This is a genomic window from Crocinitomicaceae bacterium (assembly GCA_016708105.1).
In the GTDB taxonomy this organism is placed as follows: domain Bacteria; phylum Bacteroidota; class Bacteroidia; order Flavobacteriales_D; family Crocinitomicaceae; genus JADJGJ01.
The window spans coordinates 870,333-884,964 of the sequence record JADJGJ010000002.1 but is presented as its reverse complement, the minus strand read 5'-3'; the positions used below and the strand labels follow the sequence as shown (position 1 = coordinate 884,964).

The window sequence follows — 14,632 nt, the reverse complement described above, 5'->3', positions numbered from 1 at the left end:
GAAAGTTTCGTAATTTTAGTCGCCTATCAATTCAGAAAGCGTTGAACGGCATCTCAAAAAACTAAAATAAAATGAAAAAAATTATCGCCATTTCTCTCCTGCTCACTGCCGGATTAGTTTCAAACGCTCAAAGCGGTATGCATTGTGCACAGATGAAATCAAGGAATATGATGAATGAACGATCAAACACCTTACCTCTTGAATACATTGAGTTGACTGAAGAATATGATGTACATTTTTATTTTTTAGATGTAGCATTAGAAAATACGTCAACAGATATTGACGGGTCTGTTGAAATTCATGTAACAAGCAAAGTGGCTGTGCTAGATACATTTCTTGTTGAGCTGCATGAAGATTTAACCATTACAGATATTTTACTTGATGGTGTCACTTCAATGCCATTCACCCGTGTTGGATCTGCCGTTATTGTGCCGGTAAGTTTTGGATTGGGAGATTCATTTTATATGAAAATAATTTACGGTGGCACACCACCAACACCTGCATCAAATCCATTGGGAGGTGCCGGTATGAGTAATGATAATTCACCCAGCTGGGGAAATGTTGTCACCTGGACATTGAGTGAACCCTTCAGTGCTTTTGAGTGGTTTCCGTGCAAACAATCTTTGACCGATAAGGCAGATTCTGTTTATACTTTTGTGACAACAACATCACCCAACAAAGCAGGTTGTAATGGTGTGCTCACTGCCATCACTGACATGGGTGGAGGTTTATTCCGCTATGAGTGGAAATCAAATTACCCTATTGATTATTATTTGATTTCAATTTCTGTTGCAGAGTATGTTGATTATTCTATTTATGCTAATCCGGTTGGAGCACCAAATCCAATTCTCATTCAAAATTATGTGTACAATAATCCGGCAACACTTCCATACTTTCAAGATGAAATTGATAACACCGCAGATTTTATTGAATATTTTTCTACGCTTTATGGCTTGTATCCTTTTCATGAAGAAAAATATGGTCATTGCATGGCGCCTATTGGTGGAGGCATGGAGCATCAAACCATGACAACACAAGGCTGGTTTGATGATGGGTTAACCGTACATGAAATGGGGCACCAATGGTTTGGAGACAACGTCACTTGCGCAAGCTGGAGTGATATTTGGTTGAATGAAGGGTTTGCTTCGTATACTGAACATCTCATGTTGGAATATTTTTATCCGGGTGATGAAATTGCTGATTTGCAAAGCAGACATGATAACGTGATGGAACAACCGGGCGGCAGCGTTTGGGTTGAAGATTCGCTTGACCCTGATGCAATTTTCAGCGGAAGATTAGTGTATAACAAAGGCGCATCTATCATTCACACTCTTCGTTTTTTAATTAATGATGATGCCTTGTTTTTTGAAGTGCTTCAAACCTATCAGCAAGTTTTTGCAGATGGCACAGCACACGCCTCAGACTTTAAAACTATTCTGGAATCAGTAACCGGAATGAATTTCACCAACTACTTTAATGAATGGTATTATGGTGAAGGATATCCAACTTATAGTATAGAGTGGAATCAAATAAACAGCTCCGTGTATATTCAACTTGATCAAGTTGTATCAATGCCGGGCGTCACTCCTTTCTTCACCAATGATCTTGAAATTGCCATTACAGATGATATGGGAAATACATCCTACTTCCGTTTGAGTGACATCAATGCTGCAAGCAGTTTGCATTATCTCGGTTTCCCGGGCACAATAGTTTCTGTTGAAATTGATCCCAACAATGATATCATCAATCAAACAGGAACCATTACACAAAACACATCATTGGTTAACCTGCAAGATGAACCGAGCACTGAATTGAAAATTTTCCCTGTACCTGCAACTGATCAAATTACCGTGGAATCATCACAAGCTGATCTTTTTCAAATCATCAACACCAGCGGACAAATTGTACAACAAGGAAATTTGAACGAAGGGCAAAATCAATTAGATCTAACCACGCTCTCTTGTGGTACTTATATTTTCAGAACATCAAGCACGCAAAGCAAAATTGTGGTGGAGTAGGTTGGATTGTTTGGCTAAGAGATTTATTTATGCATGACAAAGCAGTCGGATGATTTATCCGCGTGATCAAATTATTTTCTGTATACATGTCTTATCAAATCAAATCAATTTGAGTTAAAACCTCAAAGCGCAACCTGCCTGTAATCCAACCCAAATTGCCACGCGCCCATCAGACCAATTTTCGTCATATAAGGTATAAGGAATGCGCAAGACTCCATAATTATTTTCAACCTCGGTTTGTGAGACATAAATATTTAAAGCAGGTCCGGCGAAAAGCTCAAAATGTTTGGCAATAAACCGTCGGTAGGTAATTTCAAATCTGTTTAAAAGATCCAAGTCATACGTAAATAAATTGGTGATTGTTTGATTAGTTGAAAGGTCAAAACCAATTTTATTTTTTTCATTTAATGAGATCATTGAGCCAATTCCATAGCCGTAAGTTAAAATTCCTTCGTCATTATTTTGTGTAATTCCAAATCTGAAACTAGAATAGAATTGAGGCACACCAAGTTTCAACGCCAACTGCCCGTAGATTGATTCGTTGGTAGAAAATTCCAGCGCATGATAACCGTTGTGTACTAAACTGATCAAGCCAATTGCTAACGAATTTTCTCCGGATTTTGCCACATTGATCAATCCAATTTGAGTTCCTTTAACCGTGTCAGCATAATTGATCAAACCTATTTGTGTTCCATTCACATTGCCATTTACCGTGTTGACTATTCCACTGATTTGTGCTCCATTCAAATCACCATTGCTGAAATTTGCAATTCCTGAAAGTTGAAATCCATCCATGCAGCCATGGGTATAATTTGCAATGCCTGCAACTTGCCCTCCGTCAAAATTTCCGTTGACAGAATTGGAAATTCCGCCAATTTCAAAACCTGATGAAGATTCTCCCACGACATTACTTATTCCTGCAATAAAAACTCCTTGAGTAGAATCTTTCACAATATTTGCAATGCCTCCAATAACAGTTCCCTTTGATGCTCCTGCGGTAATATTTGCAATTCCACCAACTTGAATTCCATTAACATCGGCAGTATTTACATTTACCAATCCACCAATTTCACATCCATTGACACCACCGTTGACTCCATATAATGTGTTAAATGAAAAATTATTAGCTACTTGTGGAGAGTGTATACCATTGGTGCCCATTGGATAAATAAAACTCACTTGAACCGGTGAAGTATTACTTGAATCATCTGACGGAAATAGTTTAGGATACTTGTGTACAATAACCGTTGTATCAGCTTGTGACAGCGCTTGAAAAGAAAGAAGAAATGTACAGGTTAAAAAAGATATTTTTGATTTCATAAATTAAAATTTGATGGTATAAATAATATTTGGAATAAAAGAAAGCTGTGTTGAGTATTCTATCTGATTAGTTCTTGAATTAAAATATTCGTTCACTCGTGCTTTGTTATTAGTGAGGTTCTGAAAATCTAACTTAATAGAATGACTGACTTTTGATTTATCCAACCGATAGGTAATTCCAAAATTGATAAAGAAAATATCGTCTCCCTTTTCAGAAAGTGTCTTGTCAGAATAAATAGGATATCCGGCATCTTGAGAAGCCTGAAGATTAATTGGTGTGTAACGATTTCCACCAATAAAAGAAACCTTAGCGTTCAATCCAATCACATTGTTTTTATTTTCCCCGAACAAAAATTCTTTACCCAACAACAAGTTTGCAGCATAACCTGCATCATATCTTGAATCTCTTTCAATTCCATCCAAAGCAGTGAAGCTCGACTGATAAATTGAACCGGTTGCCATGCAATAAAAACTTTTCTCAAAATTTCTTTCAAGGGTGAATTCAATTCCATAGTTTCTGCCTGTTCCCTCATTTGCAAGATGCACATCAGGAAACCAATTTGAAAAATTCAGCAATGACATTGAACTCGCAGTATCATTCTCAACCGGAATATTGTATAGATGTTGATAGTATAATTCTGTTTTGAATCTCCATCGTTCAGTTAACTGCAAGCCATAACCAACAACAAAATGCGCTGATTTTGTTAAGCCGATATTTTTGTTTGGCAATAGATAAGTTCCGTCGGTTTGTTTTTCGCTGAACAAATAAGTAGACAGGCTTTCAATTTTACCATGCAAACCTGCCCCTGCTGAGATATAATTTCTTGGGTTTATTTGATATTTAATACCTAACCGCGGTTCCAAAGAACTCTGATTATTTAGAAAGAAATGTAAATAATGTAGTCCGCTTATCATTGTTAGATTGTTACCAAAACGATGTTTCCAACTGGCATAAGCTTGCGCCATGTATGAATTTCCTTCTCCGTTTACAAGCCGAGTAAATATGCCGGTATTGTCATAGTCTTCTTCTAAGTATAAATTGTAATCCAACACCGTAAAAATTGCCCCCAGTTGAAACAAATTTTTTGCATTCATTTTATGATGTATAGTTGATGAAATTTTGTACCGGTTGTCTTGAAATAGTTCTCTCTCTGCAAGAAAAAGAGCTGAGCTATCAGCATTTAACCATTCACCCCGTCCGGTACTAGATGAGGTAGATGCACTGATAAAACTCTTGAGATATGTTTTGTCATTAAACATGAAAGTATGTTTCAATCCCATTACTCCCAGATTTGCACCAAAATCATAAGTTGAATAAACAGTTAACGTTTCTTCATCTTCATCAGACTGAAAAATTGAAGAAATACCACCCAAACCAATCAATGAAAAAGTACCCGCTTTTTTTGTTGGTAAAACTACTTTGAATGATGCATCCTGATATGTTGGTATTCCACCAAAATCAAGTATGCCTGCTTTGTCTAACAGTGCAATGGTGGAATACCGATAATTCACTAAATAGGATCCCCCGTAACCCACTTTGAAAGGTCCTTCAACGGTAAAATCTGTTCCCATTACTCCAAAAGAAAAACTGTACTCACGTTTCTCGTTATTCCCTTGTCTGAATCTAACGTCAAACACACCGGAATAAGCATTTCCGTATTCAGGTGAAAAGGCTCCGGAAAAAAAATCAGAATTTGCCAACATGCTTCCGTTCAAAGCACTGATTGGTCCACCGGTTCCTCCTTCATTGGCAAAGTGATTTGGATTTGGAATATCAATTCCTTCTAATCTCCACAAAATTCCTTTGGGAGAATTTCCTCTTACCACAATGTCATTGTCCCCTTCAGCATTACCGGTAACACCCGCAAAACCTGAAACCATACGTGCCGGATCATTGAATGAACCCGCATACCGATTTGTCTCATCAACCGTAAACATTTGCCCTGAAACGGTAACCATTTTATTAATGGATTCATCTTTATCTTCACTAGTAACAGTCACCGTTGTCAGCGACTTGATATCTTCTGTCATTTCAAGATTCAAAACCAATTCTTTGCCTGATTCAACCAACAAACCAGACATAAATATTTCTTGATAACCAATGGCTGAAATTTTTAAATCAATTCTGCCAACAGTAACTTTTTCAATTTTAAAATTTCCTTCAGCATCAGTGATTGAACCCTGTAAAGGATCAGTTCCAACAACAATTACCTTAGCTCCAACAACCGGTATTTTAGAATCATAATCTACCGCGGTTCCTCTCACCGTTTGCGTAAATTGCGCTTGAACTTGAATGACTGTAAAGCAAAAAAATAGAGATATCAGAATACTTAATTTCATAATTGTTTCGTTTTGTTTTTAATGAGACAATCATGAAAGAGCTTACCCCTATTTCAATGAAAATATTTTTGAATTTGAATAGTCTACCCTATCTTCTAATACCAACCCTAATGCCTGCTTGGGCTCCAATCCAAAACTGCAATTGAGAGTCAGAGAAATCAGCTTCATAGACAGGCTGATAATTCATGAAATGGAGATATTCGCCCTCATCACTTTGCGTGCGTGAAAAACCGATATTAGCGGAAGGACCAATAAAAAAAGTAAACCATTTTGCAAACCTAAAATCAAATGTTAGCTGATATCGGTGAAATTGATTTCCTTGAAATGCGTTGAAATTTTCAAATTGAACTAAATAAGAAATCAATTCATTTGAAACAGAAAATATTTTGCCGGCATGCCATTTGGTTCCAAGTCCTAAACCAACCATAATTCTAGATCTATCAATGAAATTTACACCCAGCGAATAGATATTATACAATTTGTTGACTCCTGATTTAAAATTGACTTGTAAATGTCCCACTTCATTTGCGCCAAATTCAGTAGAACGGTATCCCTCTTTACAATAACTAACCAAGCCAAGTGCGGCACCTGAACCTGAAATGCAGGAATTGATTAACCCAATTTGCATGCCGTCATTTACGCGGCAATGATTATAAATTCCGGTGATTTGCACACCGGTATTTATGTTAGCAAGATTAACAATACCTGAAATTTGACAACGATTTACACCTCTTCTTGCCCAGTTACCAATGCCTGCAATTTGTCCGCCGTACAAGGTGTCCATTACAATATTATTAATGCCTGAAATTTGTAAACCACGTGAAGAGGTACGAACAAAATTATTAATGCCTGCTATTTGAAAACCATCAAAACCTTTTGTAACCACATTGGATATACCTGATATTTGTACACCATAAAAATGACCTCGTACAACATTATTTATCCCACCAATTTGTAATCCGTTTGTTGTATCACCAACAATATTTGAAATGCCGCCAATTTGAAGTCCGCTAGTTGTGCCTCCAACAATATTTCCAATTCCGGCAATTTGCAGACCTCGTACTTTTTGCTTGTCAATATTAAATAATCCACCCAATTCAAAGCCATCCACACCATTAGCATAACCACCCAAAACATTGAATGAAAAGCGATTTATCATGAGGCCGTTGGTAGACAAATCAGAACCAATGCTCCACGTTGGAATAAATGAAATTTGGGCAATACGCGTTTCTTTAATTGCTTTCAAATTCTCAGCATGTACAAATGATTCTTGTGGAACAAATATTTTGCTCACAGGTCGCTGTTCTATCGGAAAATCAATAGTTGAAATTGTTGCGCCTGGCAATTTTTCAATTTCAGGATTTAAAGGAATTAGTTCAAGATTGATTTCAGGGTTATCAGAATGCACCACGATGGTAGTATCATGATACCCCACTTTACTAAAATAAAATCCCCTCATCTTTTCATCAGATTCAATGGTCATTTTATAAGCACCATTTTCATCAGACAGCCTGGCCTTACGTGATTCAACATCATAAATACTCACGCCTGACAAGGGCTTACCGGTGTATGCGTCAATTATCTGCCCGCTGAATTGAAGATAGAATTTTTGTTTCACATCTTCATTTGATGTTTCTTGATTTTTGAGTAGAATCAAATGATTTCCTGCCTCTTTATATCTGAATTCATCGCCAAATATTTTGTACAAAATTTTAGCAACTGTTTCATCTTGTACTTTTAGGGTGATCAGTTTTGACTCTTCTATTAAAGTAGAATTGTATGAGAATTTGAAGTATGCCTTTTGTTCAATGATTTGTAAAACTTTGACTAATTTTAGATCAACAACATCAACAGATATTTTTCTTTCCAATATCGTGTTAGACAAATTTGAAGTAGGGATTTCCACTGAACTTTTTGCCCATCCACTAAAGTGAGTAATACTGAATATTATAAACAGATATTTAGCAACCATTACCCTTCAATATAAATCCATTTTTAGTTTTAATCAATTCCATTTCAAATGACGCAGCTATGACTTCCAGTATCTCTTCAATGCTCTCTCGTTCAAAATGAGTTGTTAATCTGCAATTGGCTGCCTTATTGTTTTCTAACAAGATACTAACTTCAAAAATTGACTCCAAAATTGAGATAATTTGATCTAGTGGTTGATCTTCAAAATTTAACTTTTGATCAAGCCAATAAATTTCATTGAAATCAATTTCATTTTGAGAGGCTTTTCTGACATAACCGTCAGCAAAGTTCATAATACCTTTCTCTCCGGGCAACAAAATGACACTATTTTCAGTTGATTTAAATTCTACCTTGCCTGATTTAACAAATACCGTAGTAGTTGAATCTGATTCCTCAATATTAAATGAAGTTCCCAAAACCTTCACTTCTGCTTGGTGATCTAATTCCACAATAAAGGGTTGTTGAGCATTGGGTGTGATTTCAAAAAATGCTTCGCCATGTAGAGTAACGCGCCGTTCATCAGATGAAAATTCAGCCGGATATTCTAACTGAGATCCTTGATTTAATGAAATAACAGATCCGTCTTGCAGGGTGTCAATCACTACCTCTTTTTTTGCAGACAATTGAATAAGGTCGTTGTTTTTTGAGATGAATTTAATCAAGACAACAGAACCAAATAAAATTACTACAACTGCTGCAGCTGCATAGATTAAACGCATTGAAATCACCTTGGTTTTCTTTGGTGATTGCTCTGCAGTATTGATGCGCTCACTGATTTTATGCCAAGCTAAACTAGTATTGACATCAACCGGTTTTATTTTGACTTTACCCGTGAGAATCCAGACTTCTTTTAGCTCTTCAAAATATTTTTTATTCTCAATTGAATTATTCAGCCAAATTTCAACTTGATTTTTGTCTAGTTCACTAAGTTCATTGTTAATGTATGCCATCAACAGAGCCTCGTTTATTTTGCTATTCATCTCACTCATACCCTCATGTTATAAATGCGTGAATAATTTTACAATTATCAAAACAGTTACGATGAAATCTTTTAGTTGAATTCTTAAAAATTTCAAGGCTTCGCCCATTTGATTTTCTACTGTTTTAATACTAATATTCAATTTGTCGGCAATTTCTTGATACTTCAATCCATCAAACCTACTCAGGATAAATATTTTTCTTCGTCCTTCAGGTAATGAATTAATTGCAGCGTGAATTTTTTGATCTAATTCAGATACTTCTAATCCATGTTGGTCATGAGAAGAATTAAACGTCAATTCGCGCTCCTGTTCTTGTTTGTATTTATCTTTTATTTTCAAATGTTTCAATTGGTTTAAACAGGCGTTTTTGACAGCAGTATATAAGTAAGCGCGAACTGACGTTGTAATAGCTTTTGTTTCCCTTTGTTCCCAAAATCGCACAAACAATTCTTGCACAATTTCTTCTGATGAATCTATGTCAACCATAAAAGAGTTAGCATAAGCACACAACTCCTGATAATGATTTTTAAAAATCACTTCAAATTCTGTAATGGATATGGACTCAGTTATTTCCAGATGAACAAAGATACATTGAATGCATGTATTCCGTTAATAAGGGCGCACTGATCCTGAACCAGAATTTGAACTGGTAATAATTGGATTTCCTTTATAAACAACGTCACCGCTGCCTGAAATATTTGTTTTTAAACTATTGGTTGCCCACACCGAAGCCGAACCAGAGCCCGAAATGTTCACATCAACATCATCAAATGCGTGATTTATGGTGTTCACGCTACCTGAACCGCTGATATTAATGTTTTGACTTGAGCCGGAACCTATTCCGTTTATTTCCATGTCTCCTGAGCCTGATATGGTCATATCACAAATCACAGCTGTTAAACTATCCATAGAAATATTCCCGCTTCCAGTAATGATAAGTTCAATTTCATTCACATTGATAGCTGATTGACAAGTTACATTACCACTGCCTGAAATTTTAACTCGGCGAACAACCGGCATGGTAACAAACACATCAATTTCATCATGATGTCCAATACACTTGTTTGACTTTGTTTCAATACACAACGTGTTCCCATCTACATCTGTTTTAATAATGTCCATTAAATTTTCACTTGTTGTTACACTCACTGAATAAGTTGAAGCTTGAGAAATGTGCACATCGGCATTCATACTTAATTCTATTTCATCAAATGAACCGGGTTGTCTCTGTTCTGTAATTATGTTACCGTTACCATTGTAACAGAAAATACCATTTTTTTTGCAAGATGTTGCAGCGGTTAGAATGACAACAGCTATAATTAATTTTCTCATATTTTTTGTATTGTTTCTAGTATGACAATCAAAAGAAACTTAACCCCCATTCAGGTTAAAAAAAATTTTGAAAGATTTTTTCCTGCCCCTTTGTTGGAGAAGAAAATGGCATTAAAATGAAAGTGCTGGGATATTAGAATTGACTCCTCATTGGAATAAATCCTATAAAAAATTTAACTGAAAATATGCGAGAAACAACTCAAGAGAAGCGACCAATCCATCAATGCACCCCGCCCATCCATCGTTTCATCAATGGATTCAGCAACATAACAATTAAGCCTGAAAACGCTGCGATAACGGTAAAGATCAGGAAGAAAGTCATCATGTCATATTTAGCAACCACCGGTTCAATGGCACCGCCTAAAGATGCGGCGATTTTATTCCCTATGGCTATGGCCAGATACCACATACCAAACATGAATCCAATCATACGCGCCGGAACCAATTTACTCACCATGGACAAGCCCACCGGAGAAATACATAACTCACCCAAGGTATGCAAGAAATAAGCAATAATTAGCCAAACCATGTTCACGCGAATGTTATGAGTTCCATCTCCAATAGGAATTGAACCGTAAGCCATCACTGCAAAACCAAATGCTATAAAAAATAACCCAATAGCATATTTCATTGCAGGACTTGGGTTGTATTTACTTTCCCACCAACGCGAAAAGAAAGATGCCAACGCAATAATGAAAAATGAATTGAGGATGCTGAACCATGATGCAGCAATTTCAACTCCACCTGCCTTTGCATCAACCACCGTTCCGGTAATAATAGGTGATGGTCGTTTATGTAAATCCATTTGCTGGCTCAACTTTGCCTCTTCTGTTGCATCTAATCGCTCATATTTTCCATTCTCAAAAACTAATCTAACAGGCGCATTTGGCTGCATCACTTCAATTTCATTAAAGGTGAGAACAGTATCTATTACCTTTTCATTTTGCTGAACAACCGTTGAATCAGTAAAATCTTCATACACGATACTAGTGGTGCCATCATCAGGATTAGTAGTTTGATATGAAATCATTTGTGTTTTGAACTCATACGCTTTGGTAGATAAATCACGATTGATCATCCAAATTGCCATGATCCAAACCAAAACAAAACTAGTACCTAAAACAATGTTTGACCATTTAATTTCAGCCCAGGTTTCAATAAATAATCGTAACAAAACCCAAGAAATGATTAACAGCGGTCCAACCGTTAGCAGAATATTAACCACATTAAATACAATGGCTGAATTACCAACAAGTACTCTGTCAGTAAAATTATCTGCAAATAATACTAACGAAGTAGCTCCTTGCTCAAAAGTCAGCGTAAAAAAGATGAGGAAAATAGCAAAACCCATTACGGCAAACATGCGCCCTTTAACCACTTGATCATATCTAATAATACGACTGATGATCAAGAAAAGAAATGGCAGTAAACCAAAAATCACCAGAATAAGTAAAGGTCCGTTGAATTTAGATCCACCAATATTTAACTCTTGTGGCAACATAGAGAAGCCACTAATTTTAAACATAGGGTCATTGATGATAAATACCAATCCCACTGAAACCGAAATGGCTACTAAAATTAAATCAACAAGTGTAAAAGGGTTTGGTCTGTATCCTCTGGCCTGTGTTGCTTTATCAAGTACACTTTCTTTTGTAAGCTCAACTCCTTTAACCTCTTCAACTGCTTTGTCAGTTTGACCTTTAACCGGTTTATCACCTATAGTTCCAAACAACGGTTTAGCTAACCAGAACTGAAGTGCGCCAAGTAACATAAAGATACCGGCGAGACTGAAACCATATTGCCAACCCACTTTTTCCCCAATGTATCCGCAAAGCATCATTCCAAAAAATGCCCCTGCATTTACACCCATATAGAAAATGGTATAGGCTCCGTCTTTTTTCTTTGGAAGATCTTTATACATTGTAGAGATTATGGATGTGATATTTGGTTTGAAAAAACCTGTACCAACAACCAATAATCCTAATCCCAAATAAAGAGAAAACTCAGTTTCAAGCGCCATGCAAACGTGTCCCAGCGTCATGATCAACGCACCAACCACAACGGCCATTCTATAACCCAGGAATTTATCAGCAAGAATACCACCTATAATAGGCGTCAGATATAATAAGCTGGCATAGGTTCCAAATAAAGCAGTTGCTTCACCGCTTGAAAATTCCCACCCGGGATTTGTTCCAATAAAAGACATGGTAAGGAACAGCACCAACAATACCCGCATTCCGTAGAATGAAAAACGTTCCCACATTTCCGTGAAAAACAAAACGAATAAACCGGCAGGATGTCCTAAAACCTTAGATTGAAAAAACTTTTCTGTGCTTTGATCAGTGTGCATAATCGGACTGAAGTCGTTTTTTGAGTAAACTTTACTTTTCGTCCTTCTACTTCTTATCTATCCAAATAAAACGCTGACTCAATTTATTCACTTTGAATCTAATCGTCTTTTCATTGGTTTTTTCCTTGCACAACCTGAAAAGTATGAGGCGGTGAAATTAATCAAAATAAAATGATAATTATTTGTTTAAACCAATTTAATTCGGGTTTTTTAGCTTAATCCACTAAATATGAATATTTAACGATGCGATCAGGGCATTGATATAAATTATGCTGCTGCGAGCCCTTGGATATTCTATCTTTGACGCCCGAAAAGAAGATTAAACTGTAATTATGTCCCTTAAACCCTTTGTATTGACCGGTTTGCCGGTTTTCTTACTGGCTTCATGCGGTGGAACATCTGCTGATAATCAATCATCAAACCAAGATTCAATCTCAACTGACTCAGTGGTTATACTTGAAGACAAGCATTCATATTCTAATGTGAATGAGGTTTATTCAAGCCATCTTCATTTGGATTTAACCGTAGACTTTGATCAACATAAATTGGTTGGATCTGTTGAACACACCATTGAAAATCCTGCTCATTCATCTCAAATGGTATTTGACATGAATGATGAAAAAATCTTCAAAGTAACATTGGATGAAGACACCTCATCTACTATTTTTAATGTGGGTGAAGATGACGAGTTGCTTGGTTCTCCACTAACCGTTACAATTAAACCGGAAACAAAAAAAGTTAAAATCTGGTATGAAACATCTCCTGAGTCTGGCTCACTGCAATGGCTCAGCCCGCAGCAAACAGCCGGTAAAAAGCATCCATATCTTTATACGCAAGGTCAGGCTGTATTAACCAGAACCTGGATTCCTTGCCAAGATACTCCATTGAAACGCATCACGTATTCAGCCAATATCACAACGCCAAAACATTTGATGGCAGTTATGAGCGCCAATAATCCAACAGAAAAAAGTGCTGATGGAAAATATACTTTTGACATGCCTCAGGCTATACCAACGTATTTAATTGCGCTGGCGGTGGGTGACCTCTCCTTTGCAAGTTTGGGTGAACGCACTGGAGTTTATACTGAACCTGTCATGCTGGATAAATGCGTTTACGAATTTGTGGATGTTGAAAAAATGGTAATTGCTGCTGAAGGTTTATATGGAGAGTACAAGTGGGGCAGATATGATATCATTGTTTTGCCTCCTTCATTTCCTTTTGGTGGAATGGAAAATCCTAAACTCACATTTGCAACACCAACCATTATTTCCGGTGATCGTTCATTGGTTTCTCTCATTGCGCATGAACTCGCTCATTCTTGGTCAGGCAATCTGGTAACCAACGCTACTTGGGATGATTTCTGGCTCAACGAAGGTTTCACCGTGTACATTGAAAACAGAATCATGGAAGAAGTATATGGGAAAGAGTATGCAGACATGTTATTGAGTATTGAAAATCAAGAATTGGAATTAGAGAATGCAGATTTAATTTCAAGCGGACAAGCTGAAGACACTCATCTGAAACTTAACCTTGATGGTCGTGACCCGGATGAAGGAATGACTACTATTGCCTATGTGAAAGGTGCTCTATTTCTTAAAACATTAGAATCACTTGCCGGACGTGAAAAATTTGATCCGTTTTTGAAAAGTTATTTTGCCACCTACGAATTTCAACCTGTGACAACTGAAATGTTTGTTGATTACCTCAATAAAAATCTGCTTGAACCAAATAAACTTAAATTCAATACAGATGATTGGATTTATGGTGAAGGAATTCCGGACAATTGTATAAAAGTTGAATCAGACCGATTTGCAAAAGTGGATGAAAAAGCACTGCTGGTAACCACGGTTAAATCTGGTAAAGAATTAGGCATTGACAAATCAAAATGGACAACACAAGAGTGGATGCATTTTATACGCCACATCCCTGATAATGCTGATGTGACAACCTTGGCTATGCTTGATCAAGAATTTAATTTCAGCAATTCAGGCAATGCAGAAATTCAATCTGAATGGTATCAGCTTTCACTGCGCAAAGGATATGATAAAATCAATCCATACATGGAAAAATTTCTCATTACCGTGGGTCGTAGAAAATACCTTCAACCTATTTATGAAGAGTTGGCAAAAACAGAATCAGGCTTAGCCTTTGCAAAGAAAATTTACGCAAAAGCAAGACCCAATTATCATTCCGTGTCATCAGGTACCATTGATGAAATATTAGGTTGGGAAGAATAGTTTTGACCTTAAAGTAACTTTTGCATACCTAAATTCGTCACAAGTTCAGAACATGTAAAAAACAGGTGCTGTTATGTAGTGTGA

Annotated in this window: 9 protein-coding genes; 2 read left to right on the top strand and 7 right to left on the bottom strand. The window is 36.7% G+C overall.

The features are described from left to right. Positions 1 to 71: 71 nt before the first annotated feature. A complete protein-coding gene (locus tag IPH66_15000) occupies positions 72 to 2,018 on the top strand; it encodes a T9SS type A sorting domain-containing protein (GenBank protein MBK7130652.1) in 1,947 nt (648 codons plus the stop codon). A gap of 114 nt (positions 2,019 to 2,132) precedes the next feature. On the opposite strand, the gene IPH66_14995 is transcribed toward IPH66_15000, so the two are convergent. The 7 genes from IPH66_14995 to IPH66_14965 all read right to left on the bottom strand — a co-directional run bounded on the left by IPH66_14995 (position 2,133) and on the right by IPH66_14965 (position 12,311). Continuing rightward, on the bottom strand, positions 2,133 to 3,338 hold the full coding sequence (locus IPH66_14995; GenBank protein ID MBK7130651.1) for a hypothetical protein: 1,206 nt from the start codon (positions 3,336 to 3,338) through the stop codon (positions 2,133 to 2,135). Positions 3,339 to 3,341: 3 nt separating this feature from the next. Then, complete coding sequence (locus IPH66_14990; GenBank protein MBK7130650.1) at positions 3,342 to 5,678, bottom strand: TonB-dependent receptor; 2,337 nt, start codon at positions 5,676 to 5,678, stop codon at positions 3,342 to 3,344. An 88-nt stretch (positions 5,679 to 5,766) separates the two neighbouring features. Then, positions 5,767 to 7,650 (bottom strand): carboxypeptidase-like regulatory domain-containing protein, encoded by a 1,884-nt coding sequence (locus tag IPH66_14985; GenBank protein MBK7130649.1) that lies wholly within the window; start codon positions 7,648 to 7,650, stop codon positions 5,767 to 5,769. Beyond that, entirely contained in the window at positions 7,640 to 8,638 is a 999-nt protein-coding gene (locus IPH66_14980; protein MBK7130648.1) for a FecR family protein, read from the bottom strand. The genes IPH66_14985 and IPH66_14980 overlap by 11 nt, the downstream gene beginning before the upstream one ends. A gap of 9 nt (positions 8,639 to 8,647) precedes the next feature. Next, entirely contained in the window at positions 8,648 to 9,217 is a 570-nt protein-coding gene (locus tag IPH66_14975) for an RNA polymerase sigma-70 factor (GenBank protein MBK7130647.1), read from the bottom strand. Between the two features lie 21 nt (positions 9,218 to 9,238). Next, positions 9,239 to 9,961 carry a DUF2807 domain-containing protein gene (locus IPH66_14970; protein ID MBK7130646.1) on the bottom strand — a complete coding sequence of 241 codons (723 nt, stop codon included), beginning with the start codon at positions 9,959 to 9,961 and terminating at the stop codon, positions 9,239 to 9,241. A gap of 220 nt (positions 9,962 to 10,181) precedes the next feature. Then, on the bottom strand, positions 10,182 to 12,311 hold the full coding sequence (locus IPH66_14965; GenBank protein MBK7130645.1) for a peptide MFS transporter: 2,130 nt from the start codon (positions 12,309 to 12,311) through the stop codon (positions 10,182 to 10,184). Positions 12,312 to 12,643: 332 nt separating this feature from the next. On the opposite strand from IPH66_14965, the gene IPH66_14960 reads away from it, so the two are divergent. Then, complete coding sequence (locus tag IPH66_14960) at positions 12,644 to 14,548, top strand: M1 family metallopeptidase (GenBank protein ID MBK7130644.1); 1,905 nt, start codon at positions 12,644 to 12,646, stop codon at positions 14,546 to 14,548. The last annotated feature ends 84 nt before the right edge of the window (positions 14,549 to 14,632 follow it).

Excerpts from the sequence above, each read along its gene's own strand:
- IPH66_14995 (MBK7130651.1), bottom strand. The coding sequence starts at position 3,338 with ATGAAATCAAAAATATCTTTTTTAACCTGTACATTTCTTCTTTCTTTT.
- IPH66_14970 (MBK7130646.1), bottom strand. The coding sequence starts at position 9,961 with ATGAGAAAATTAATTATAGCTGTTGTCATTCTAACCGCTGCAACATCT.
- IPH66_15000 (MBK7130652.1), top strand. The coding sequence starts at position 72 with ATGAAAAAAATTATCGCCATTTCTCTCCTGCTCACTGCCGGATTAGTT.
- IPH66_14980 (MBK7130648.1), bottom strand. The coding sequence starts at position 8,638 with ATGAGTGAGATGAATAGCAAAATAAACGAGGCTCTGTTGATGGCATAC.
- IPH66_14965 (MBK7130645.1), bottom strand. The coding sequence starts at position 12,311 with ATGCACACTGATCAAAGCACAGAAAAGTTTTTTCAATCTAAGGTTTTA.
- IPH66_14990 (MBK7130650.1), bottom strand. The coding sequence starts at position 5,678 with ATGAAATTAAGTATTCTGATATCTCTATTTTTTTGCTTTACAGTCATT.
- IPH66_14985 (MBK7130649.1), bottom strand. The coding sequence starts at position 7,650 with ATGGTTGCTAAATATCTGTTTATAATATTCAGTATTACTCACTTTAGT.
- IPH66_14960 (MBK7130644.1), top strand. The coding sequence starts at position 12,644 with ATGTCCCTTAAACCCTTTGTATTGACCGGTTTGCCGGTTTTCTTACTG.